The sequence below is a fragment of the Flexivirga endophytica genome (genome assembly GCF_014640635.1).
GTDB classification, from domain to species: Bacteria; Actinomycetota; Actinomycetes; order Actinomycetales; family Dermatophilaceae; genus Flexivirga; species Flexivirga endophytica.
In genome coordinates this window covers 279,708-302,327 of record NZ_BMHI01000001.1, presented here as the reverse complement: position 1 = coordinate 302,327, position 22,620 = coordinate 279,708, and the positions used below count along the sequence as shown (strand labels likewise).

The following is a 22,620-nucleotide window of genomic DNA, read 5'->3' as shown; positions in this document are numbered from 1 at the left end:
CAGGTGGATCGATACGCTCCCCCGGTGACCTCCGACGACACCACGACCCCTCAGCTGCCGCCCGTCGAGGACCTGCTCGACGCCCTCGACCTGCGGTCGGTGGGCGAAGCGCGTTCCAACTCGGTCATCACCGCCCCGGACGGCGCGCCCGAGATGGACCTGAGCGAGCGCTCGTTGCAACTCTTCTCCGGACGCAGCCAGGTGACGCCCCACGGGCGCGCCTTCGGCGGCCAGGTGCTGGCGCAGAGCGTCATCGCGGCCGGCCGGACCGTGGCCGATGCAGGGTTCACCACCCGCCCCATCCACTCGCTGCACGCCTACTTCATCCGGCCTGGCGACTCGACGCACCCGATCGAGTTCGGGGTGGAGAACCTGCGCGACGGCAATTCCTTCTCGGTCCGACGCGTCTACGCGATGCAGTACGGCAAGACGCTGCTGTCGGCGACACTCTCCTTCCAGGAGCCGGCCGAAGGGCTGGACCACCAGGCGGCGATGCCCTCGGTACCCGACCCGGATCGGGTGCGCACGACCGCCGAGGAACTCGAAGGCATCGACCACCCGGCGGTCGAGCATTGGAAGCGTCGCGCGCTCGACGTGCGCACCGTCGAGGGCGCGATCTACCTGGTGCCCGGGCGCCAGCACGCCGCACACCAGAACGTCTGGATGAAGGCCGTCGACTCGCTGCCGGACGACCCGTTGCTGCACGCGGCGGTGCTGGCCTACGCCTCCGACTACTCGTTGCTGGAGTCGGTGCTGCGCCGCCATGGCCTGGTCTGGGCCGATCCTCGGCTGCGTCCGGCGAGCCTGGACCACGCCATGTGGTTCCACCGCCCGGGTCGGATCGACGACTGGGTGCTCTACGAGCAGGAGTCGCCGTCGGCATCCGGTGGGCGCGGCCTGGGTCTCGGCAAGATCTTCTCGCTGGACGGCAAACTGATCTGCTCGGTGGCGCAGGAGGGCATGGTCCGGGTCAAGGAGTGACCGGACGATGAACAGCGACGCAGAGCTGCTGGCCGCCTGGGCCGCCGAGGAGCGGGCCCAGCCCGAGGGCTGGGACTTCAGCTCGCTCGACGGCCGGATGTCCGAGAGCAGCGAGCCCTGGGATCTGGCCGCTGTATGGCGCACCGCGCTCGCCTCCGCCACGCGCGTGCTCGACATGGGCACCGCCGGTGGGGAGTTCCTGGCCCGCTTCGCCGACGTCCTGCCCGCGCACACGGTCGCATCGGAGGGCTGGCTGCCCAATCTGGGCGTCGCCCGGCGCGGGCTGGCGCCATACGACGTGGGTGTGGTGGGGTCGGACCCCGACGAGCACGGCAGCCACCTGCCGTTCGCGGCCGGCAGTTTCGACTTGGTCCTCAACCGGCACGAGGCCTACGAACCCGCCGACGTATGGCGGATCCTCTCCCCCGGTGGTGTCTTCGTCACCCAGCAGGTCGGCGGGGACGAACTCGGTGAAGTACGAAGCGCGTTCGGCATGTCACCCAGCGCGCCCGAAGTCACCTACGACCGGTTCCGGGCGGGCCTGGCCGATGCCGGCTTCGACGTCGTCGACGGCGCGGAGTCGGTCGGGCACTACGTCTTCGCCGACATCGCGGCGCTCGTCGCATACGTGCAACTCGTGCCGTGGGACGTGCCCGAGGACTTCACCGTCGAGCGGTATGCCGACGAGTTGCTCCACCTGCATCAACGGGGCCCGATCTCCGGGCAACCCTTCCGCGCCACCCGCAAGCGCTTCTGGCTGGAGGGTCGCAAGCCTGCGGCCTGAGGCCGATTTCGGCTCGCCGGGCGAGACATCCGCGCGTTCGCGGGCCGTGCGGCCTACCCTCGTGGAATGGGGGAACGAACCCGTTGGCGCCAGGACCAGGTATTCGTGCGCCGCAGGCGGATCGCATTCGCACTCGCGGCGTGCATGTGCATGGTGCTCACAGTCTCGGTGATCGCACTGTGGGAGACATTCCGACCGGGTGATGCCCAGGCGGAGGGCCGGGCGACAACCGTGCACCCGATCGGCGGGAAGACCACACGGAGTCATCAGTCGCCGACGCCTGAGGTGACTCAGCGCATGGCGTCCTCGGCCACCCGGTTGCGACAGATCGACCGATTCACCGGCGGCATCACCCCGAAGTCGGTCGACGCGAGCGGGCACGGCCTGGTGTTGGCCAACAACATGATCTACAGCCACTCGATCACCGTCTACGACAGCACCAGCCACAAGCTCGTCAAGCGACTGCCGGACTCCCTCGACCTGTCGAAGTTCGGTTTCACCAAGCACAAGGGCGTCGCCCAGGGCGGCCCGGTGGAGGCAGCCTGGACCAAGGACGCCAAGTACGCCTACGTCTCCAACTATGTGATGAGTGGCCCCGGATTCAAGGGGTTCGCCAAGGATGAGTGCTCTCCCAAGAGCGGCTTCGACAACGGCTTCGTCTACCGCTTCAACGCCAGGACGATGGCTTGGGACCAGGCGATCGAAGTCGGCGCGGTGCCGAAATTCGTCGCGATCACCCCCGACCAGAAGAAGGTCGTGATCAGCAACTGGTGTGACTTCACCATCAGCATCATCGACCGGGCGACCGCCAAGCAGACCAAGGTGATCAAGCTGGCTGCGCAGCCGCGCGGCATCGTGATCATGCCCGACAACAAGACGGCATACGTCGCGGCGATGTACGGCAACAAGGTCTTCCGGGTCAACATGGAGACCGGCGAGCACCACGTGATCATGGACGTCAACCGCCCCCGGCACCTCGTGCTGTCACCGGACAGCAAGACGCTCTACCTGGCCGCGAGCGGCACCAACCGCGTCTACAAGATCGACACAGCCACGGACAAGGTTGTCGCCGAAGTGGTTTCGGGACCGGAACCACGCAGCATGACGATGTCGCAGGACGGCACGGCGCTGTATGTCGTCAACTACTTCGGCAAGTCCGCGAGCAAGATCACCACTGCCGACATGAAGGTCGTCCAGCAGGTGCCGACCGACGCTTCCCCCATCGGCATCACTTATGACGACGTCACGCATCAGGTCTGGGTCGCGTGCTACGGCGGCAGCATGCTCGTGTTCGACGACAGCAAGAAGGCGCCGGCTTCGGGCGCTCCGACCGGCAGTGAGCCGGCACCCCAGGTCGATTCGACGGCGACCGCCACCGCGAAGTGATCCACTAACCGCCGCTCTGCCCGAGCACGCGGGAGATCTCGCCGACCGCTGCGGCGGCCGCCGTCTCCGGCAACTGCGCGTATCCCAGCAACAGCCCGTTGGGTCGGTGCCGTATCCCGTATGTCGACAGCGCGGACGTCATCAGACCCCGCCGGCCCAGCCCCGCGACGACATCGGTGTCCACCGGTCCGTCATTCCAGCGCGCGGCCAGGTGCATCCCGCTGTCTGCGCCACTGATCCGCAACTGCGGCAGTTGCTCCTCCAGCGCGGCCACCAGACGACGCCGGCGAGCGGCATACGTCCGCTGTGTGCGGGCCAAATGCCTTGCCATCGCACCGGATTCGATGAAACTCGCCAGCGCGCGGGCGGTCACGCCGCATGAGTCGCTGCGTCGCCGACGCGCGGCGTCACGGACCGCTGCGCTCAGCTGCGGCGGGAGCACGGCCCACGCGAGCCGCAGCTGAGGAGTCAGCGTCTTGGACGCTGTCCCGATGTAAACCACGGACTCGTCGGCGCCCGTCATGGCTCGTAACGGCCCGAGCGGTGCGGCGTCGTGGCGGAACTCGCCGTCGAAGTCGTCCTCGATCACGATCGCTTGGTGTTCCCGCGCCCACTGCAGCAGATCGTGCCGACGACCGACGGGCATCCGGGCACCGAGCGGATACTGATGTGCCGGCGTGACGTAGACGAGTTGATGCGTGGGTCGCAGCAACTCGACGCGCAGTCCCTGATCGTCGACCTCGATCAGCTCGAGGTCGACACCACTGTCCTGCAACGGTGCTCGGGCCCAGCTGTAACCCGGGTCCTCCATGGCCGCCCGGGTCAGAGGCATCGCGCCCGCCATCGCATCCAGGACTGCCGTGAGCGCGGCGGTGACACCCGGGAAGACCACGATGTCTGCCTCGTCGGCGACGACGCCTCGAACCTGCCGGAGATGGTGCCGCAGGGCAGTCACGAGTTCAGGGTGCTCGTTCGGGCGGTACCTGTCGACCTCCGGCACCTCACGACTCGCGACCCGCCAGGCACGCCGCCAGTCGCGCCGGTCGATCAGGGACGTGTCGGGTGCACCGGGCATCAGGTTGAACCGCGGCCGCTGCCCACCTGCCGCCGTCCGCTTCACCGTCGAGGTGCCGGTGGATCGGCGCGGCGCGCCCGCGGCGCTCTCGGCCGCCGCGGCGTCCGCCGCGACGACCGCGCCGGATCCCGCCTTGATGCGCACGAACCCTCCCGCGCCCAGTAACTCGTATGCCGCAACGATCCGGGACCTCGGAACGCCCGAGGCCTGTGCCAGGGCCCGCGTGGACGGAAGTCGGTCCCCGGGAGCGAGGCGACCGGCGCCGATCATCCGCACCAACCGGGCCGCGACGGTCTCCGCGGTCCGGAGATCCTGCTTCGGGAGGTGCAAGGTGGTCGGTGGCGCAACACGTGGCATGTTGCCAGAATACTGGCCTGCGGAAAGAGCAGATTCTGGTCTATCTTACTACTCCGGAATGTGATGGCCTGCTCCCATGACGATTTCCCTCCCGCTCACCCCGGTGACCCTCGAAGGACGCCTTGTCCGTCTCGAGCCCCTGCAGCACGACCATCACGACGGTCTCGTCGAGGCCGCGTCCGACGGTGAACTCTGGGACCGGTGGTACACCTCCGTGCCTGAACCGGACGGCATGCCTGCCGAGATCGACCGACGGCTCGCGCTGCAGGAAGCCGGCACGATGATGCCGTTCACCACGATCCGGGTTTCGGACGACGCCGTCATCGGGATGACGACATTCATGGACATCGTGCCGTCCGTCCCGCGACTGGAGATCGGCTCGACCTGGAACCGCGAGTCGGTCCACGGCACCGGCACCAACCCCGAGAGCAAACTCCTGATGATGACGCACGCGTTCGAGACCTGGGACGTGGAGGCGGTGCGTTATCGCACGCACAAGATGAACCTGCAGTCGCGGACCGCGATCGAACGGCTCGGCGCCGAACTCGAAGGCATCCTGCGTGCCGACTCGATGGATGCTTATGGCGTGGTGCGTGACACCGCGCAGTACAGCATCGTCGCGCGCACCTGGCCGATGGTGAAGGCGAACCTGCAGCACCGGCTGCGGCATCGGTGAGCTGAGGCGCCACGCTCGGCAGTCCCTGGGCAGCTCCACCTGTCGGCGAGCGCGGCTGACCTGCCCGTGAGTGGTCACTTGTTGTCGCGAGCACGCCATCTCGCAGCAACAACTGTCCGCTCGACGGGTCGAGTCGTGCTCAATGGCAGGTCCGGCCGCGAAATCTCGGTTGCTGATGCCGATCGCCCACGTCACGATGGCCCGTATGACTTCACGAGCCGCGAACTTCTGTTTCGACGCAGCCGACCCCTACGCCCAAATGATGTGGTGGAGCCAGGTCCTCGGTGACTATCACCTCGAGGAGAACGACCCGTCCCGCCCGGGGGACGAGGAGGCGGGGCTCATCGGACCGAACAACACCTTCCTGCTCTTCCTCAAGGTGCCGGAAGAGAAGACGATCAAGAACCGAGTGCACTTCTGTCTGCGGTCCACGGACCTCAGCCGTGACGAAGAGGTCGATCGGATCCTCGGTCTCGGCGCCACCATGGTCGACGACCGACGGCAACCCGATCGCGGCTGGGCCGTTCTGGCCGATCCCGAGGGCAACGAGTTCTGCGTGCTGCTGTCGGACCAGGAGCTCGCCGCGCGCGAAAACGCCTGACCCCAACCCCGCCGAGAGGACAGCCGTTTGCCGAGGGGACAGTGGATTCGGCCCTCGAATGACCGGAATTGCCTGTCCGCTCGGCCATCCGGTGTCCTCTCGGCGAAATGGATCGCCCGGGTTGGGTGGGTGGACGCACCGGAGACAGCGCCGAAGGGGCCGGGTCCACCGAGTTGCTCGGTGGACCCGGCCCGTTCTGTGCGAGGGTCGAAGCGGGCGCTCAGTCGCGGGTGAGGCGACGGTGCGTCACGCGGTGGGGACGCGCCGCGTCGGCACCGAGGCGCTCGACCTTGTTGTCCTCGTATGACGCGAAGTTACCCTCGAACCAGTACCAGCTGGCGGGGTTCTCGTCGGTGCCCTCGTAAGCCAGGATGTGCGTGGCGACCCGGTCCAGGAACCACCGGTCGTGGCTGATGACCACGGCACAGCCCGGGAAGTCGAGCAGGGCGTTCTCCAGCGAACCCAGCGTCTCGACGTCCAGGTCGTTGGTCGGCTCGTCGAGCAGCAGCAGGTTGCCGCCCTGCTTGAGGGTCAGGGCCAGGTTGAGGCGGTTGCGCTCACCACCGGAGAGCACACCGGCCTTCTTCTGCTGGTCGGGACCCTTGAACCCGAACTGCGAAACGTAGGCACGAGAAGGGATTTCGACCTGGCCGACCTGGATGTGGTCCAGGCCGTCGGACACGACCTCCCAGACGTTCTTCTCCGAGTCGATGCCACCACGGCCCTGGTCGACATACGAGATGTCGACGGTCTCGCCGACCTTGACCACGCCGTCGTCCGGCTCCTCGAAGCCGACGATCGTCTTGAACAAGGTGGTCTTGCCAACACCGTTGGGACCGATGACGCCGACGATGCCGTTGCGCGGGAGCGTGAAGGAGAGCCCGTCGATGAGAACGCGGTCGCCGAAGCCCTTCTTGAGGTCCTTGACCTCGATGACCTGAGCACCCAGCCGAGGGCCCGGCGGGATCTGGATCTCCTCGAAGTCCAGTTTGCGGGTGCGCTCGGCCTCCGCCGCCATCTCCTCATAACGCGCCAGCCGCGACTTGCTCTTGGTCTGACGGGCCTTGGCGTTGGACCGGACCCACTCCAGCTCGGAGCGCAGCCGCTTGGCCAGCTTCGCGTCCTTCTTACCCTGGACCTGCAGGCGCTCCTGCTTCTTCTCCAGGTAGGTGGAGTAGTTGCCCTCGTAGGGGTAGAGCCGGCCGCGGTCGACCTCACAGATCCAACCGGCGACGTGGTCGAGGAAGTAGCGATCGTGCGTCACGGCGAGCACAGCGCCGGGGTACGCCGCCAGATGCTGCTCGAGCCAGTTGACCGACTCGGCGTCGAGGTGGTTGGTCGGCTCGTCGAGCAGTAGCAGGTCCGGCTTGGACAGCAGCAGCTTGCAGAGTGCGACGCGGCGGCGCTCACCACCGGACAACACGGTGACGTCGGCGTCGCCGGGCGGGCACTGCAGCGCGTCCATCGCCTGCTCCAACTGGGAATCCAGGTCCCAGGCGTCGGCAGCGTCGATCTTCTCCTGCAGCTTGCCCATCTCGGCCATCAGCGCGTCGAAGTCTGCGTCCGGCTGCGCCATCTCCTCGGAGATCTCGTTGAACCGGTCGAGGTCTGCCTTGATCTGCCCGAGGCCCTCCTCGACGTTGCCGCGCACGTCCTTCTCGTCATTCAGCGGCGGCTCCTGCAGCAGGATGCCGACGCTGTAGCCGGGCGACAGCCGGGCCTCACCGTTGGACGGTTGGTCGAGGCCGGCCATGATCTTCAGGATCGTGGACTTACCGGCGCCGTTGGGCCCCACGACGCCGATCTTCGCGCCTGGGTAGAAGGACATGCTGACGTCATCGAGGATCAGTTTGTCCCCGACAGCCTTGCGCGCCTTGGTCATGGTGTAGATGAACTCGGGCATGCGGATCAGGCTATCGGGGCAGGGCCCCGCCACCGAAATCGTGGTGGGCGCGACGGTCAGCTCGCCTGCTGCTCGACGAGCGGACCCGACGACGGCATCGGCTCCTCCTCGGCCGCGTCGCCCGTCAGGTCAGCCACCGCGGACTCCGGTGCAGCCTCCGCCGATGCATTGCCCCAGGGGTCGGTCGTGGGGTTTCCGTCACGTCGCCAGCTCGGCTGCTCGGACCCGCCGCCGCGCTGGTTCTGCCCGGGCACCTTCTGGTAGGTCGCGATGCCGTAGCGCAGGTCGGGCCCGACGTTGATGGCCTCGATCTCCGGCGCGGAGCGGGTCTCGCCGTTGGAGGTCTGCCACTGGCTCATCCGCAGGATGCCGTGGACCAGCACGGGCATGCCCTTCTTCAGGGACTGCTGGACGTTGGAGCCGACGGCTCGGAACGCCACCACCTTGTAGAAGGAGCTGCGGCCGTCGACATAGCCGCCGCCGACCTGGTCCCGGTAGAACTCGTTGACCGCGACCCGGAACGTGCTGAAGTCACCCTTGGCGCTGGAGATCCGGTCCGGCTCGGCCACCAGGTTGCCGCGGATGGTCACGTGTGTTTCGTTCATGTCGAACCCCTTGGTCGATGCGACGCAGCCCTCCGCATGCGTCGCCGTGGACCTCCAGCCTCACGTCGGGTCGGACTCGTCGCGACACCTGCACCACCAAGCTGTGGACGACGGTGACGGCGACGCCGGGATGTGGATCAGGGGTCAGCGGGCCGCCGCGGTGAGCGACTCGCGGGTTTCCCGGTGCGCTTGGAGGACCCGCCCGACGGGCTCGACGATCTGCTCCGACCCGACGGCGGCGATCGACGTCCGCAACCGCGCACGTACCCGTTCGGCGCGCCGACGCGCGCCCCGCGCCGCGGCCCACCGCGAGATCAGCGCGAGCAGCACGCCGGCGAGCAACCCGAAGATGAGCATCAGCAACGGGATCGGCAGGCCGAGCCACTTCGGCGACGAGGCGTCGACGTTCGCCATACCGAGTGCGACCAACAGCCCGAACCAGACGAGTCCGACCAGAGCGACCGCAGCGAAGAGCCACTGCAAACCGGACACGACCGACCACCACATCGGACGCTTCTCGTGCAGATCGGTGCCGATGACAGCTTGGTCCAACGTGTCGTGCAGATGCTCGTCGCCCGGGGTCGCGGCTTCCTGCGCCGCGTCCGCCCACAATGCGGGCAGGCCCTGCGCCGCGTGCCGACCGAGCTTGCGCGTGGCCACGTCGACCGCTGCCCGCGCCGCGGGCCCGGGAGGCGGCAACGACGAGCGGCCCAGCGCGAGCTTGGCGCCCGACCGGTTCATCGTGTGCGCCTCGTCCAGCCGCAGGCGCTTCAACGGCTCCGGGCGGAGCCGGTGCACCCATCGGGTGAACGGCCAGCCGCCATGGTGCTCGGCCTGACGTTGGTAGTCACGGCGCACGGCGTCGACGACGGCCGGGACCCCGGCCGCCCGACTGAGCGCGTCGGTGAGTTCGGTGTCGTCCTGCTCGCGCAGGTCGACCTCGGTCGGCGCGACGCCGGCGCTCAAAGTCCGGGCAGCGCGGCGCACGTCGGCCAGCAGCCGCTGCTCGGCTGCGTTGCGCTCGGCCACGACCGAGCCGATCGTGCCGGCGAGATCGTCGACACCGAACCCGCGCACCGCCGACGTCGGCAGAATCGGCACGCCGGCCAACCCGTCCGCGGCGAGCAGCCGGTGCAGGTCGTCGACGCACTCGGAGATCTGCGCCCGGTCGAGTCGGTCGATCTGGTTGAGCACCACGAGCGACACAGTGTTGTGGCCGGACAGCCGCTTGATGTAGTCGTCGTGCAGCACGGCGTCGGCATACTTCTGCGGGTCAGTGACCCAGATGAAGACGTCCGCCAGCTCGATCACCCGATCGGCCTCCGCACGGTGTTGCGCGACCCGAGAGTCGAAGTCCGGCAGGTCCAGCAACACCAACCCGTCGAGGGTTTCCGCGCGCCGGGCGCTGCGCGGGACCTGATGCCGGGTGCCGACGCCGAGCCAGTCGAGCAACTCGCCACTCGGCTCGCTCCCCCACATCGCCGCGGTCGGCACCGATGTGGTCGGGCGCCGGGCGCCGATCCGCGAAACCGGCTCTGCCACAAGGGCGTTGAAGAGGCTCGATTTGCCGCTACCGGTCGCGCCGGCGAGCACCACAACGGTCCGACCGCCGACGATCCCCTGCCGGGCGGGAATCTTGCGCAGGACCTGTTGTGCGTGCGCGACGTCCTCGGAGGGAAGTTGCTCGCCGCCGGTGCGCAGTGCATCGCCGAGGGCGTCGGCATGTGCGGTGACGTCGGCCCAGCCGACCTTCTGCTGCTCGGCCCGCGCCGTGTCGTTCCTGCTCATCGCGCCACCCGGACCTGGTCGATGGCCGCGCGCAACGTGGGCGCGGAGGCGCCGGTCGCGGTGGTCTCGGTGAGCACGTCCTCGAAGCGGGTGCGCTCGGCGTCATACAGCTCCTCGGTGCGGGTCATCAGCCGGCTGCGGGCTTTGTTGGCCAAGGTGCGGACGGCTTGGTCTCCGAAAACCGCCTCCAGCAGCCGCTGCGCGAGGATCGCCGACCCACCCGCGATGCCGACCTCCGCGCCGGTGAGTCCGGCAGTCGCGGAGAACACGACGAGCATCAGCAGCACCGCGATGCCGTTGACCCCGAAGGCGAGGAAGCGCGCGGTCGTGCGTTTGCCGCCGGCCTCCTCGCGCACCATCGCCAGCACGTCGTCCTGCCAGGACCGGACCAACTTCTCCGCCTCCGCCGCGAATCCATCAGAAACAGAAGACAATTCGGGGTGCGCCTGCACCAACTCCGCTCCCCCGGGTGTATGGCGCCACTGCCGCGCCACGGTGATCGCCGCGGTCTCGCCATGCGCGTGCAAGAGTGCCGCGACCCCCGTCTGCAGCGCTGCGCCCAGATCGTCGGCCGGTTGCTGGCGTGACCTCGTCCGCAGCGCGGCGCCGACCCGGTCACGCAGTCGGCTGACGCCTGCCTCGAGCTGCCGGAACACCTCACCGGTGCCGACGAACTCCTGCCAACGGGCGAGCACTTCGCCGCGCAGCAACGTGCCGTCCTGCATGCCTTCGGCCACGCCGTCCAGTGCGGCGGCATAGCCGTCGCGGGCGGCCGTGCTCAATTCGTCGCGGGCGGCGTCCTGCCGCTCCAGTGCGGCCTGCAGGGCTGCGGCGCGGTCGTCGAGCGAGTCGAGTGCACCTTGCAGCGTGCGCCGTATGACGATGCTGCGCGCGTGCTGGTCGGCGGCCAGGGATGCGAGCCAGCCGTTGATGCGCTCCACCTCGACGCCGGGCAGCAGACCGCCCGGCTCGAGCTCGGATTCGGCGATCGCGAAGACGGGAGACTGGCCCAGGCCCTGCTCCATCAGCATCGACGCGAAGTCGGCGCGCACCTCTTCCATCGCGTCCAGCGGGACGCGGTCGAGGACGACGGCCACGGATGTGCCGCGCCGGATCGCCTGCTGCAGCAGATCCCACGGCACCGCGTCGGCATACCGCATGGCAGTGGTCACGAAGATCCACAGATCGGCCGCGGACAGCAACTGTCGGGCGAGATCCCGATTGGCCGACACGACCGAGTCGATGTCCGGCGCATCGAGCAGCGCGAGGCCCTGGGGGACGTTGCCGGCGACCAGTCGCAGCGTGCCGGGATCGCCGTCCTCGGGCTGGTCGCCGGTGAGCCGCGCGAGGCCCGGCAGGACACGGGTGCCGGTGAACCACTTGGCGTCTGCGGGGTGGTGGATCAGCGTCGACGCACGGGTCGTCGGCCGCAGCACTCCGCTCTTCGTGACGGTCTCGCCGACCAGCGAGTTGACCAGGGTCGATTTCCCGGCACCGGTCGATCCCCCGACGACGGCGAGCAGTGGCGCGTCGAGTGCCGCAGCTCGCGGAAGGATGTAGTCGTCGAGTTGGGCGAGCAGCTCACCGCGCTCGCGCCGTGCTCCCTCGACATCACTCAGCTGCAGCGGGTATGCCGTCGCGTCGACCCCCCGTCGCAGAGACTGCAACGCGGCCAGCAATCGCGCACCCTCGACGTCCTCCGACACACGGGACATGATCCAGGGTCGGAGACCGCGACTCAACTTGGCCCGCCGCACGCTCCGTGAATCTCTTGATGTAACAGCACTCACACCTGCCGCAGGAGTTCCTGCGCGGACGTCAGGGACAGCAGCAAGCTGCTGGCGTTTCGCACCCCCGGCAGGACTCGAACCTGCGACCTAGACATTAGAAGTGACTTGCTCTATCCAACTGAGCTACGGGGGCAAACGTTGGCAGATTACCGGACTGCGTTCCGGGGAGCCGACTGTCAGTGGCCAGAACTACCGTCCTGCCATGGCAGCCCATCACACTAAGGACAAGGGAGACCTCGGCACTGCGAAAGCCTATGCCGATCTCGTCGCGTCCGGGTTCACAGTGCTGTTCCCGGCCACCGAACACGCGCCGTTCGACCTTGTCGCATATGGGTCGGGTCAGTTCCATCGCATCCAGGTGAAATACCGGTCGTCACGTTCCGGAGCCATCTCAGTCAATTTTCGCTCGGTCTGGGCGGATCGACACGGCACCCACACAAAACGAGTCGATATATCGGAAATCGATTACGTCTGCATCTACTGCCCCGAGACTGACCAGTGCTACTACATCCGACCAGCCGATCACCGCCAGTCGGTCACTCTGCGCGTGCAGCCGAGCCGGAACGCTCAGGAGAAAGGAGTGCTGGAAACGTCACGGTTTCGCTTGTTCCCGACGACTGCTGCACCTCCGGTCGCTCTGACTACCGCAGACACCACATCGGGCGCTGGCTGAGCGACCTACGGGATCACGAGTGCGCGCCCAACAATCGTCGCACCTCGTCGTTGGAGGTCTGCCCGAATTTGCGGTATGCCGCACCCACCGCCGCGAAATCCCGCGGCTGCCACGGGCAGACCAACTCATCGACCTCCTCCGCGAGCGCCGCACACACGTCGGGCGGGCCGACGGGAGCGACGGCGACCGAGAGCGCCACCCCTTGCTGTTGTATGACGCGAACGGCCACTCGCATCGTCGCGCCCGTCGCCAGGCCGTCGTCGACCAGCAGCACCACGCAGTCCCGCAACGGCACCGGCGACCGCGACCCGCGGTAGAGCTCCTCCCGCCGTCGCAACTCCGCGACCTCCTCGTCGCGGACCCGCGCGAACTCCTCGTCCGGCACGTGCGATTGATCGAGCACCCCTACGTTGTGGACGGTTTCGAGTCCGTCCGCGGTGCCGGCGACCGCGCCCATCGCGACCTCCGGATGACGTGGGAGCCCGAGTTTGCGAACGACCAGCACATCCAATGGGGCACCGAGTCGGTCGGCGACGACCGCCGCGACCGGTACGCCGCCCCGCGGCAGCCCCAGCACCACTACGTCGGACCTCGCGGCATACCTGCTCAACTGCTCGGCGAGCGCGGCACCGGCCGCCGCGCGGTCGGCATACGGCCGTCGTGCTCGCGTGGACCACAGCGCCATGACGACCTCGCTAGTGCGGTGTGGGCAACTGCCCTATTTCTGATTCACTGCATTTGGGACCGTGATCTCCCGGTCCTCGTAATAACGGTAGAGCGCGGTCCCGAGGAAACGCACGCGCAGCTGCGAGACGAGTTCGAGCAACTGGTGCTCGGACCGCACGACCGGTGGACTGCTGTCGCCCCGGTCCAGCCGGGCACGCACCATCGCCAGCTCGCTCGCGGCGTCCTGCAACTCGCGCATCTCCGCGACCGCCTCGTCGCCGCCGTGCCGTTCCGCCCAGGCGAGCGCGTAGCGGCGCTCTTTGATCGAGGACAACATCACGACCTCGGGCCCGGAGAGCCAGCCCGCGTCGACATACGTGCCCAATTCACGGGAGATGAGCTTCGCCTCGTGCTGGCGGGCGAGCACGATCAGCGTGACGAAGGCGACGAAGAGCGGCAGCTGCAGGACCAGGTAGAACAGCAGCCAGCCGTCGTCGGAGAGGACGGCACCGATGTTCCACAGGCAGTGCAGGGCGACCGCGCAGCACCAGCCGGTCAGCGGCGCGGTCAACCGTTGCCACCAGTGCGGGCTCGTCGCCGCAATGCCGATACCGATGCCGGTGCAGACGGTGAACATCGGATGGGCGAACGGGCTCATCACCACTCGCACGAGGAACGTCGAGAAGAGACCTTGGTCTCCGGCGTTGGCGTAACCGGCCGCCAGATAGACGACGTCCTCGACCGCGGCGAAGCCGGCGGCAGCGAGCCCGGCATACACCATGCCGTCCAGCACACCGTCGATCTCGCGACGCTTGAAGAACAACAGCAGGAGCGGGCCGAGCCCCTTCATCGACTCCTCGATCACCGGCGCGAGCCACACCGCGGCCGAACTGTGATGCGACTGCATCGGATCGAGCAGGATGGAGCCGAGGTTGTTGAGCACCGACGCACTGAAGGTTGCGATGCACGCGCCCCATAGGAGGGCGAAGACGAGCATGCCGGTCGGCTCGCGCTCGAAGCGGTCCAACCACAGGAAGACCGGCACCACGATGCCGACGACGACCAAAGACAGCACGATTCCGAACGCAGTGGCGACCAGCCCCGACTGGTCGTCGATCAGCAGGAGCATGCTGAGACCGCCCGAAGCGAAGCCGATGGTGACCAGCGCGACCAGCAGCCACCTGCGCAGCGCAGGGCGCCGATCGGGGCGTGGTGGCGGCAGCACGCAGGCAGGGTATGACGCCACGGCGCATCACACCCCCGCAACCTCGCGCACCGATGCGCGCTTGTGATCCCTGAGGTGCCTGTTTTGAATCGACTTCCCTACAGTGATCGGGTGAGCGAAGACAAGGCACGCACCGACCGGATCGTCTGGATCGACTGCGAAATGACTGGATTGAGTCTGACCGACGATGCGCTGATCGAGGTAGCTGCGCTGGTCACCGACTTCGAGCTGACCCAGCTCGGCGAAGGTGTGGACGTCATCATCAAGCCCCCGCAGGCGGCGCTGGAGCAGATGAACGAGTTCGTGCGAACCATGCACACCACGAGCGGTCTGCTGGAAGAACTCGCCTCCGGCGTGACGATGGAAGAAGCCGAGCAGCAGGTCCTGGATTACGTGCGGGAGTTCGCGTCCGAGGAGGCGAAGTGGCCGCTCGGCGGCAACACCGTTGCCACCGACCGCGGCTTCCTCGCTCGGGACATGCCGCGGTTGGAAGGACACCTGCACTACCGGATCATCGACGTCTCGTCGATCAAGGAGCTGTCCCGCCGGTGGTACCCGCGGGCCTACTTCAACGCTCCGGCCAAGAACGGCGGGCACCGGGCGCTCGCCGACATCCGTGAATCCATCGAAGAACTGCGCTATTACCGGGAGGCCGTTTTCGTCCCGCAGCCCGGCCCGGACAGCGACACCGCCAAGAAGATCGCGGCGAAGTTCACCGCCGAGAGCTGACTCGCGAGGGTTGGTAACGACCACCCCTTCGCAGCAGGTACGATGGTCCGCGCTGCTTCCGTTCGGGAGCAGTCATGGTGGGTGTAGCTCAGCTGGTAGAGCGTCGCGTTGTGGTCGCGAATGTCGCGGGTTCAAGTCCCGTCACTCACCCCACTGGCAGAGCCCCCGGCCCGTCGAGGCCGGGGGCTTCTTGCGTCTTCCGAGTCAGACGGCTCCCAGCCTGCGGTCGGACTTCCCGAGGGAAACGCCCAGCCACTCCTCACACGATGACGGCATGCGATCCATGTCCCGCTGGGAGTTCACCCTGCTCCTGGCGGCAGCCGCCTTCCTGGCCGCCTACGCGGTGCCGATCCTCGACACCGGTCTGGCACCGGCGGAGCGGCACCTGTGCAACGCGGTCGAGTGGCTGACCTGGGGACTGTTCGTCTTCGACTACGTCGTCGAGTTCCGCAAGTCGAACAACAAGCGCAAGTGGATGATCCGGCACATCGTCGACTTCGCCGCGCTGATCCTGCCGATGCTGCGGCCCCTGCGACTGTTGCGGATCGTGCCGATGCTGCGGGTGCTCAACCGGATGACCGTGGCGTCGCTGCGTGGCCGCGTGGCGGCATACATCGTGGCGACGACGTTCCTGGTCGGCTTCACCGCGTCCCTGACGTGCCTGGACGTGGAGCGCTATGCACCGGGCAGCAACATCCACACCTTCGGCGACTCGGCATGGTGGACGATCGCCACCATGACGACCGTCGGGTATGGCGACCACTACCCCGTGACGACGGAAGGGCGGTTCATCGGCGCTGCGCTGATGATCTCCGGCATCGCGCTGCTCGGCACGGTCACCGCCACCCTCGCCTCGTGGATCACCGAGCAGGTCGAGCGCGATGACGACCGGTTGCTGTCCGAGATCCGGTCACTTCGTCAAGACATCGCGAAACTACAGCGACAGCAGGCGAATTCGCGATGATCCGTCAGCTCTCGGGCTCGCGCTGGATCGTCAGCGCGACGGTCTCGTAGGCGAGGCCGTGCGTCTCCGCCGGTGCCAGGCAGGTCAGCTGTGCCGCGGGCAGCGCGAGAGCGCGCAACTCCACCTGCACCCGCTCCGGCAGCGGCGCACGACACTCGAGGGTGACCGACCAGCGGTCGCCGGCACGCACCGCGGCGAGGACCTGTATGTCGTGACGGCCCGCCGGCCCGTAGCGCCGCAACACCTCGGCGACGGCATACTGCGGGCCGGGCCCGAGTTCGGCATAACCACGCAGGTGCTCGGCCGAGACGATGCCGGCGCGCAACTGCTCCAGCGCGGTCACCGCCGAGGTAGCGGTGACGCCCCCGAAGCAGACCCCATCCGGAGCGACCAGAACGTTTGCGGCATAACGGTCCCCGCCGACGTGGCTGCACTCCCATGTCTGCTCGGGCCACGCGTCACTGAGCGCACGCGCCACTGGCCGACCCCGTATGGCGCAACACGCGTCGTGTATGCCGTGTGTGCAGACCAGGTAGACCGGCGGCAGCCCCACCCGTCCACGGCGTTCGATCGCCGGGATGACGTCGGCCAGGTCGGCCTCCTCGGTCCAGTTGCCCCACTCCTGACGGTGGTCGCCGCGGGCGTCATACCGCAGCACAGCCCAGGCCCGCGCTCCGTCACGCGACTGGCGACCATGCCTGCGGATCAACAGGATTCGCATCCCGGCGGCGAGTGCGGCCTGTCGCAGCGCGTGCTGGAGGTCGGTGTCGATGTCGAGCTCTGCGAAGCCGGCGAACGGCCACGGCCCCGGATGCTCGATGAGCACCCAACCGTGTGCTTGCGCCGCCGTCCCTGCCAGTTGATCGCCGCGACGACGGGCCTCTGCCGCGCAGCGGAAGCTCGCCGAGCGGCTCACGGCTGAGCAGGCAGAACGACCCCGGCACGCAGCAGCCGACGCGCCAACTCGAGGCCCAGATCCGCTGCGACACAAGGCTGTTCGCCGAGAAGGCCCATCATGCGAGGCAGCTCTTCGGCCTCGAAGTCGAGCCAGCCGACCCGCGTGTGCAGCCGGTTGCCATCGAGGCGTGCGGCCAGGCCGCCGCGCAACCGGACCAGCGAAGACTCGTCGAGCGCGTCACAGGCGGTCTGCTGGGCGAGCGGACCGAGCGGCGCGGGCCGGCTCTGACCGTTGCGACTGCGCGCGAACGCGGGTGCCGCGTCGGCCTGCTCGAGGGCCGTGCGCAACTGCTCACGCACTGCTTCGACGACGTCGTCCGGCCCCGTCACGCCCACGGGCAGGGATCGGCGCGCGGCAGGGTCGTTCCGGAGGCGCGCGAGCGCGTCATTCATGAGTTGCTCGGCGACGGCGTAGCGGGTCCACACGTGCACGCCGAGCGTCAGATGGATCGAGATCTCGTCCTGCGCCTCGGCGGCGTGCAGCCACCCGCGCGGCAGGTACAAGCAGTCCCCCGGATGCAACACGGTGTCGATGACCGGATCGCGCTGAGCCGCCGCTGCGACGTCGGACCGATGATCGGTCCAGGGCTGGTCCCGCAACGGGTCCGGATGCACCGGCTCGTGGATGATCCAGCGTTTGGTGCCCTCGATCTGCAGCACGAAGACGTCGTGGACGTCGTAGTGGTCGTCGAATCCACGGTTGGCACGGGGCGTGATGTAGGCGTTCGCCTGCACCGGATGTCCGAGTTCGGTCGCCAGCTGCGAGGTGAAAGCGCCGATCGGGTCCCAGGTGCGATGCAGCGCCTGCAGGACGATCGTCGCGCCGTCGGCGAACTGTCGCCAGACAGCCGTGTCGTCGAGTTGATCGGCGATCGTCGCGCCCACCCCGGCGGGTGCGGTGAAGCCGGCGTCGGCCAGCGTGGCGCCGTTCTTCGCCATCCGCAGGAACGGCGTGCGCAGCCCACGGCGCGAGAGGAGCTCGTCAACTGCCGAGGCGGAGAAGAGATCGGAGTAGTCGTCCGCACCGCGGGTCAGCAGCGCGCGCTTCGCCCATACGCCCGTCGCGAATTCGGATGGCGGGACGTCGAGCAGCCTGGCCTGGGCGACCCCGGCACCGAAATCGGTGCCGGGGTCGCCCGACTCAGCGTGCAATGCGCTCAATTGTTGAAGCCTGCTCCACCGTCGGCGCCGCCATCCTGCACACCCTGGGTGCCACCGGCACCACCATCAGCCGGGCCCTCCTGACCCGCACCGCCATCGGCGCCGCCATCCTGCACACCCTGGGTGCCACCGGCACCACCATCAGCCGGGCCCTCCTGACCCGCACCGCCATCGGCGCCGCCATCCTGCACACCCTGGGTGCCACCGGCCACCATCAGCCGGGCCCTCCTGACCCGCACCGCCATCGGCGCCGCCATCGGCGCCGCCATCCTGCACACCCTGGGTGCCACCGGCACCACCATCAGCCGGGCCCTCCTGACCCGCACCGCCATCGGCGCCGCCATCCTGCACACCAGGCGAACCGGCAGCACCACCGTCGGCGGGGCCTTCCTGGCCGAAAGAATCCTGCGTGGAATCAGTCATGAGTCCTCCTGCGAATCTCGCGGCCCGTCATCGGGCCGTGTGCTTGCGAGCGGCAGCTCGCGACGACGCCCGGTGGCGCCGCCACCACTTGTCTACCCCACCGGGCCGGGGACAAAAAGGGATAACGGTCAGGGATTTCAGCCCACGGACCGTTTCGGGTGCTTCGCGAACCATTCGGCACGCCGATCCAACTGCTCCTGCTCGATCTCGGTGTGCAGCACCGACGGCCGGGGCTCGGACTTGTGGTGCTTGGGTTCGCGCTTCGGCTTCTCCGGCTCCGGGGGCCGCTGGGCGGCCTTGGCTTGCTTCTCCGCCTGCTCCACGTCGTATGCCGCCCGCCGCGCCTGACGCTCGGCGAGGACCTGGTCCCGCTCCGGCGTCTCCGGCGGGTCGTACTGTGCACGCACCGTGGCGACGGACTCCCAGCGCTGCTTGCGAGTGATGTAGGAGTCGCGGATCTTCTGCTCGCGCTCGGCCTGTGCCCGGCGTTCCTTGGCCTTCTTCTCGGCCTTCGCCCGCTGCCGGTCGAGCCGGTCGCGCACCACGCGCGACTTCTGCGCCTGCAGCAAGAAGGTGTCACGTCGTTGCAGTCGTGCTTCCTCGATCGCGGCTTGTTCCTCGGTGCCCACGGCGATCGCGCCTACCTCTCCGTCGTTCTTGGTGTCGGCCCGCGGCGCGGTCGCGTCGCGGGGACCCACCAGACCAGTCTTACCCGAGCGCTGCGACGTGCTGGCAGCACCCACCGCTTGGGCCGCGTGACCGGCAGCCAGTGCCGCCCGGCCGTAGATGTGCGGGTCGCCGGTGGCGTCCCGCATCGCGCTGAGGCGCAACTCGTGCGCGGTGTCGTATTCCCTGGCCGCCTTCAGGTCCTGCTTGGCGAAGGTCGCGTCGTCCTTGGGCGGCAGCAGGATCATCTCCTCGGCCGGAAGTCCGGACTTCAACTGGCGGGTGCGCAACAGTTCCGCGTCGACCTCGGCACCGAACAGCACCGCCAGGTTGGTGATCCACAACCACAGCAGGAAGATGATCGCGTTGGCGAACAGGCCGTACGTCTTCTGGTAGCTCGCGCCGTGGCTGAGTGTGATGTAGATGCCGAGCGCCGCTGACGCCAACAACCAGACGACGAAGCCGATGAGGGCGCCCCACGTGAAGAGGTCCTTCTTGGTCTTGCGCACGTTCGGTGCAGCCCAGTAGAGCATCCCGATGATCAGCACCACGATGAAGACGACGAACGGCCACTTGGCCCAGTCCCAGACGGTGACCGCCGTCTGACCGAGGCCGACCGCGTCACCCAGTTCCTTGGCCACCGATCCCGTGGTGACGATCGCGAAGATCACGACCAGCATCAGCACCACTTCGATGGCGGTGACGACGAACAGCGACGCCTTCAGCTTGATCGTCGAGCGGCCCTCGCGGATGCCGTACATCCTGTTCGTCGCCTTGCTGAACGCGGCGACGTAACCGGATGCGGAGTTGAGGGCGAGCAGGATGCCGACGACGAACGCGATGCCGCCGCCGCCCTGCGTCGTGATGTTCTCGATGAAGCTCTTGATGGTGTCGAGCGACTTGTCACCCGGCTCCTTGCCCACGATGGCGGCGAGCTTGTTGACGACGTCATTGGCCGTCTGTTTTCCGTTGCCGAAGAGTTTCAGCAGCGACAGGATGGCGATCAGTCCGGGGAACAGCGACTGCATCGAACGGTAGGTCAGCGCGGCCGCCAGATCGGTGCACCCGTCGGAGCCGAATTTCCCTGCGGCGCGCTTGAGCGCGACCTTCCAGTCGTTCTTCGCGTAGGTGTCCGGTGTATCCCTGGGGCGCTCTACTTCTTCGTCTTCCAACAAGAGCATCGACATCGGAGGGTGTCCTTCGATCGGGGTCAGAGACAGGCGTCAGCTTCGCAACCTAGCGCAGCCTGTGGGTGAGACCGGGGTACGGACGTGCGCACGCCCCCTCGATTTCATTTCTGCCGGTCGGTCCTGCTATCTTTCTCAGGCGTTGAACGAGCGCCATTAGCTCAATTGGCAGAGCAGCTGACTCTTAATCAGCGGGTTCGGGGTTCGAGTCCCTGATGGCGCACCACACCGAAGGCCAGGACACCAGTCGTGTCCTGGCCTTCGTCGTGTCCCGATCGCTCTCAGCCGCCCGTGCCCGATCTCACATCGGTCCGATCAGGCAGTTTCAGGCCAACCAGCGCAGGCCGACCCCACCCACGATCGCGGACCACTGCCGACCCAGACCCCACGTGTGACCGGCTCCGCAAGCGGCGAGCGCGATCGCCGTTGCGGCATACAGGATGAGCTCGTCGACCACCGGGTTGTTCTCCAGCGGCAGCGAAGCGAGCCACAACGAGCCCATCAGCATGGTCGCTCCCGCGGCCGCGGGGCGCAGAGCGATCCCGAGCAGCAGGGCGGTGCCCACCAGGAACATGCCCGACATGAATGCCCAGTCCACCCACGCCTGGCCGGCCATCGAGTGGGACGCATTGGCGAAGGTGCCGTCAACGCCGGCGAGGAACCCGCTGGTCGGCGACCCTCCGTGCACCCGTGCCCGCGCCCGCGGTGTCGCGAAACCGAGGCCGAACGCCTTGTCCAGGAACGCCCACAGGAAGACGAATCCGAGGAGCACACGCACCGCGGCAAGGGCGACCGGACGCGCCCCGGCACCGCGACAGCGACCAGCACTCGACAACACCGAGCCGTCGCGATGTCCGGGCCGAGTGAGACCTGCACGGGACCTCACATCTGATGCGCTCGGATCTGATGTGGCCACAGGACTTTTGGGCAGCCTGTAACCCCGCTCACATGCTGGACAGCCGCACGTAGCAGACTGTCCGCCGTGCGTGCACTGGCGAAGACAGGTGCCCGGCCGGGCCTGGAGCTGATCGATGCTCCGGAGCCGACCGCTGGGCCGGGCGAGGTCAAGATCAAGGTATGGCGGGCGGGCCTCTGCGGCACCGATCTGCACCTGGAGGGATGGGACGACTGGGCCGCGGCCACCGTCGAACCCCCGTTGATCATCGGTCACGAGTTCTTCGGCGAGGTCGTCGACATCGGACCCGGCGTCACCAGCGTCGAGGTCGGCCAGCGGGTCTCCGGCGAAGGGCATGTCGTGTGCGGCGAGTGCCGCAACTGCCGCGCCGGCCGGCGGCACCTGTGCATCCGCACCAGTTCGGTCGGCGTCAACCGCAACGGCGCCTTCGCGGACTACGTCGTCATACCGGCCACGAATGTCTGGGTGCAGCCGGATGACATGGACCCGGACGTCGGTGCCATCTTCGACCCGTTCGGCAACGCGACCCACACTGCGTTGTCCTTCCCCATCGCCGGCGAAGACGTGCTCGTCACCGGAGCCGGACCGATCGGTGTCATGGGTGCCGCGATCGCCAAGCACGTCGGCGCGAGGTACGTCGTCGTGACCGACGTCAGTGACTACCGGCTGGAGCTGGCCAAGGCCGCGGGCGCGGACCGGGTCGTCAACGTCAGCCGCGAACGCATCGCCGACGCACAGGCCGACCTCGGCATGCGCGAGGGCTTCGACATCGCCCTGGAGATGTCCGGAAACCCCACTGCTGTCAGCGAACTCATCGACAACATGAACCACGGTGGCCGCATCGCGATGCTTGGCCTGCCGGGTGACCCGTTCGCGATCGACTGGGGCCGGGTCATCACCCACATGCTGACGATCAAGGGCATCTACGGCCGCGAGATGTACGACACCTGGTACGCCATGAGCGCGATGCTGCAGTCGTCGCCCGAGCTGGCACACGCCGTGCAGTCGGTCATCACCCACCGCTTCCCCGCCGAGCAGTGGCAGGACGCGTTCAACGCCGCACGGTCCGGGGACTGCGGCAAAGTCGTCATGGATTGGAGCTGAGGA

At 67.8% G+C, this 22,620-nt stretch carries 21 protein-coding genes and 3 tRNA genes; 11 read left to right on the top strand and 13 right to left on the bottom strand.

The features are described 5' to 3' along the window. The first annotated feature begins 24 nt into the window (after positions 1-24). From IEX71_RS01440 to IEX71_RS01430, 3 genes are all read left to right on the top strand, one after another. Positions 25-981 carry an acyl-CoA thioesterase gene (locus tag IEX71_RS01440; RefSeq protein ID WP_229749370.1) on the top strand — a complete coding sequence of 319 codons (957 nt, stop codon included), beginning with the start codon at positions 25-27 and terminating at the stop codon, positions 979-981. A gap of 7 nt (positions 982-988) precedes the next feature. Continuing rightward, the gene (locus IEX71_RS01435) at positions 989-1,765 is read left to right on the top strand and encodes a class I SAM-dependent methyltransferase (protein ID WP_188835185.1); all 777 of its coding nucleotides are present in this window, start codon (positions 989-991) and stop codon (positions 1,763-1,765) included. 297 nt (positions 1,766-2,062) lie between these two features. Beyond that, positions 2,063-3,151: a YncE family protein gene (locus tag IEX71_RS01430; RefSeq protein WP_188835184.1), complete on the top strand. Its 1,089-nt coding sequence runs from the start codon at positions 2,063-2,065 to the stop codon at positions 3,149-3,151. Positions 3,152-3,155: 4 nt separating this feature from the next. Here the strand turns inward: IEX71_RS01430 and pdxR are convergent, their stop codons facing one another. Then, a complete protein-coding gene (gene pdxR / locus IEX71_RS01425) occupies positions 3,156-4,583 on the bottom strand; it encodes a MocR-like pyridoxine biosynthesis transcription factor PdxR (RefSeq protein ID WP_188835183.1) in 1,428 nt (475 codons plus the stop codon). Between the two features lie 76 nt (positions 4,584-4,659). On the opposite strand from pdxR, the gene IEX71_RS01420 reads away from it, so the two are divergent. After that, positions 4,660-5,259: a GNAT family N-acetyltransferase gene (locus IEX71_RS01420; RefSeq protein WP_188835182.1), complete on the top strand. Its 600-nt coding sequence runs from the start codon at positions 4,660-4,662 to the stop codon at positions 5,257-5,259. Between the two features lie 205 nt (positions 5,260-5,464). Further along, complete coding sequence (locus IEX71_RS01415) at positions 5,465-5,860, top strand: VOC family protein (RefSeq protein ID WP_188835181.1); 396 nt, start codon at positions 5,465-5,467, stop codon at positions 5,858-5,860. A gap of 220 nt (positions 5,861-6,080) precedes the next feature. Here the strand turns inward: IEX71_RS01415 and ettA are convergent, their stop codons facing one another. From ettA to IEX71_RS01390, 5 genes are all read right to left on the bottom strand, one after another. After that, positions 6,081-7,763 carry an energy-dependent translational throttle protein EttA gene (ettA, locus tag IEX71_RS01410; RefSeq protein ID WP_188835180.1) on the bottom strand — a complete coding sequence of 561 codons (1,683 nt, stop codon included), beginning with the start codon at positions 7,761-7,763 and terminating at the stop codon, positions 6,081-6,083. 56 nt (positions 7,764-7,819) lie between these two features. Continuing rightward, a complete protein-coding gene (locus tag IEX71_RS01405) occupies positions 7,820-8,368 on the bottom strand; it encodes a single-stranded DNA-binding protein (RefSeq protein ID WP_188835179.1) in 549 nt (182 codons plus the stop codon). Between the two features lie 144 nt (positions 8,369-8,512). Beyond that, positions 8,513-10,156 (bottom strand): GTPase, encoded by a 1,644-nt coding sequence (locus IEX71_RS01400; protein WP_188835178.1) that lies wholly within the window; start codon positions 10,154-10,156, stop codon positions 8,513-8,515. Continuing rightward, positions 10,153-11,871 (bottom strand): GTPase family protein, encoded by a 1,719-nt coding sequence (locus IEX71_RS01395; protein WP_229749369.1) that lies wholly within the window; start codon positions 11,869-11,871, stop codon positions 10,153-10,155. Before IEX71_RS01395 ends, IEX71_RS01400 begins: the two co-directional genes overlap by 4 nt. A gap of 134 nt (positions 11,872-12,005) precedes the next feature. Beyond that, positions 12,006-12,079, bottom strand: a tRNA-Arg gene (locus IEX71_RS01390). A gap of 69 nt (positions 12,080-12,148) precedes the next feature. On the opposite strand from IEX71_RS01390, the gene IEX71_RS01385 reads away from it, so the two are divergent. Next, a complete protein-coding gene (locus IEX71_RS01385) occupies positions 12,149-12,619 on the top strand; it encodes a group I intron-associated PD-(D/E)XK endonuclease (protein WP_188835176.1) in 471 nt (156 codons plus the stop codon). A gap of 13 nt (positions 12,620-12,632) precedes the next feature. Here the strand turns inward: IEX71_RS01385 and IEX71_RS01380 are convergent, their stop codons facing one another. Beyond that, positions 12,633-13,304: a phosphoribosyltransferase gene (locus IEX71_RS01380; RefSeq protein WP_188835175.1), complete on the bottom strand. Its 672-nt coding sequence runs from the start codon at positions 13,302-13,304 to the stop codon at positions 12,633-12,635. Positions 13,305-13,337: 33 nt separating this feature from the next. Continuing rightward, positions 13,338-14,510, bottom strand: coding sequence for a PrsW family intramembrane metalloprotease (locus IEX71_RS01375; protein ID WP_188835174.1), 1,173 nt, complete (start codon positions 14,508-14,510; stop codon positions 13,338-13,340). Positions 14,511-14,621: 111 nt separating this feature from the next. Here IEX71_RS01375 and orn point away from each other — a divergent pair, with 111 nt between their 5' ends. The 3 genes from orn (at position 14,622) to IEX71_RS01360 (ending at position 16,203) form a co-directional block, all read left to right on the top strand. After that, positions 14,622-15,239 (top strand): oligoribonuclease, encoded by a 618-nt coding sequence (gene orn, locus IEX71_RS01370; protein WP_268235898.1) that lies wholly within the window; start codon positions 14,622-14,624, stop codon positions 15,237-15,239. A 77-nt stretch (positions 15,240-15,316) separates the two neighbouring features. After that, positions 15,317-15,392, top strand: a tRNA-His gene (locus IEX71_RS01365). A gap of 121 nt (positions 15,393-15,513) precedes the next feature. Beyond that, on the top strand, positions 15,514-16,203 hold the full coding sequence (locus tag IEX71_RS01360) for a potassium channel family protein (RefSeq protein WP_188835173.1): 690 nt from the start codon (positions 15,514-15,516) through the stop codon (positions 16,201-16,203). A 4-nt stretch (positions 16,204-16,207) separates the two neighbouring features. On the opposite strand, the gene IEX71_RS01355 is transcribed toward IEX71_RS01360, so the two are convergent. The 4 genes from IEX71_RS01355 to IEX71_RS01340 form a co-directional block, all read right to left on the bottom strand. Then, the gene (locus IEX71_RS01355) at positions 16,208-17,119 is read right to left on the bottom strand and encodes a ferredoxin family protein (protein ID WP_188835172.1); all 912 of its coding nucleotides are present in this window, start codon (positions 17,117-17,119) and stop codon (positions 16,208-16,210) included. Further along, entirely contained in the window at positions 17,116-18,321 is a 1,206-nt protein-coding gene (locus tag IEX71_RS01350; protein WP_188835171.1) for a cupin domain-containing protein, read from the bottom strand. Before IEX71_RS01350 ends, IEX71_RS01355 begins: the two co-directional genes overlap by 4 nt. After that, complete coding sequence (locus IEX71_RS22350; protein WP_229749368.1) at positions 18,318-18,590, bottom strand: hypothetical protein; 273 nt, start codon at positions 18,588-18,590, stop codon at positions 18,318-18,320. The genes IEX71_RS01350 and IEX71_RS22350 overlap by 4 nt, the downstream gene beginning before the upstream one ends. Before the next feature lie 291 nt (positions 18,591-18,881). After that, positions 18,882-20,597, bottom strand: a complete 1,716-nt coding sequence (locus IEX71_RS01340; protein WP_188835170.1) for a YihY/virulence factor BrkB family protein — start codon at positions 20,595-20,597, stop codon at positions 18,882-18,884. A 150-nt stretch (positions 20,598-20,747) separates the two neighbouring features. On the opposite strand from IEX71_RS01340, the gene IEX71_RS01335 reads away from it, so the two are divergent. After that, positions 20,748-20,823: transfer RNA gene (locus IEX71_RS01335), tRNA-Lys, on the top strand. Positions 20,824-20,922: 99 nt separating this feature from the next. Here the strand turns inward: IEX71_RS01335 and IEX71_RS01330 are convergent. Then, a complete protein-coding gene (locus IEX71_RS01330; protein WP_188835169.1) occupies positions 20,923-21,375 on the bottom strand; it encodes a hypothetical protein in 453 nt (150 codons plus the stop codon). A 204-nt stretch (positions 21,376-21,579) separates the two neighbouring features. On the opposite strand from IEX71_RS01330, the gene tdh reads away from it, so the two are divergent. Beyond that, a complete protein-coding gene (gene tdh, locus IEX71_RS01325; protein ID WP_188835168.1) occupies positions 21,580-22,617 on the top strand; it encodes an L-threonine 3-dehydrogenase in 1,038 nt (345 codons plus the stop codon). The last annotated feature ends 3 nt before the right edge of the window (positions 22,618-22,620 follow it).

What these genes read in the sequence shown, in the direction of transcription:
- ettA (WP_188835180.1), bottom strand. Translation starts at nt 7,763, where the DNA reads ATGCCCGAGTTCATCTACACCATGACCAAGGCGCGCAAGGCTGTCGGG.
- IEX71_RS01340 (WP_188835170.1), bottom strand. Translation starts at nt 20,597, where the DNA reads ATGTCGATGCTCTTGTTGGAAGACGAAGAAGTAGAGCGCCCCAGGGAT.
- IEX71_RS01420 (WP_188835182.1), top strand. Translation starts at nt 4,660, where the DNA reads ATGACGATTTCCCTCCCGCTCACCCCGGTGACCCTCGAAGGACGCCTT.
- pdxR (WP_188835183.1), bottom strand. Translation starts at nt 4,583, where the DNA reads ATGCCACGTGTTGCGCCACCGACCACCTTGCACCTCCCGAAGCAGGAT.
- IEX71_RS01405 (WP_188835179.1), bottom strand. Translation starts at nt 8,368, where the DNA reads ATGAACGAAACACACGTGACCATCCGCGGCAACCTGGTGGCCGAGCCG.
- IEX71_RS01380 (WP_188835175.1), bottom strand. Translation starts at nt 13,304, where the DNA reads ATGGCGCTGTGGTCCACGCGAGCACGACGGCCGTATGCCGACCGCGCG.
- IEX71_RS01430 (WP_188835184.1), top strand. Translation starts at nt 2,063, where the DNA reads ATGGCGTCCTCGGCCACCCGGTTGCGACAGATCGACCGATTCACCGGC.
- IEX71_RS01400 (WP_188835178.1), bottom strand. Translation starts at nt 10,156, where the DNA reads ATGAGCAGGAACGACACGGCGCGGGCCGAGCAGCAGAAGGTCGGCTGG.
- IEX71_RS01435 (WP_188835185.1), top strand. Translation starts at nt 989, where the DNA reads ATGAACAGCGACGCAGAGCTGCTGGCCGCCTGGGCCGCCGAGGAGCGG.
- IEX71_RS01360 (WP_188835173.1), top strand. Translation starts at nt 15,514, where the DNA reads ATGCGATCCATGTCCCGCTGGGAGTTCACCCTGCTCCTGGCGGCAGCC.
- IEX71_RS01385 (WP_188835176.1), top strand. Translation starts at nt 12,149, where the DNA reads ATGGCAGCCCATCACACTAAGGACAAGGGAGACCTCGGCACTGCGAAA.
- IEX71_RS01415 (WP_188835181.1), top strand. Translation starts at nt 5,465, where the DNA reads ATGACTTCACGAGCCGCGAACTTCTGTTTCGACGCAGCCGACCCCTAC.
- IEX71_RS22350 (WP_229749368.1), bottom strand. Translation starts at nt 18,590, where the DNA reads ATGGCGGCGCCGATGGCGGCGCCGATGGCGGTGCGGGTCAGGAGGGCC.
- IEX71_RS01395 (WP_229749369.1), bottom strand. Translation starts at nt 11,871, where the DNA reads ATGTCCCGTGTGTCGGAGGACGTCGAGGGTGCGCGATTGCTGGCCGCG.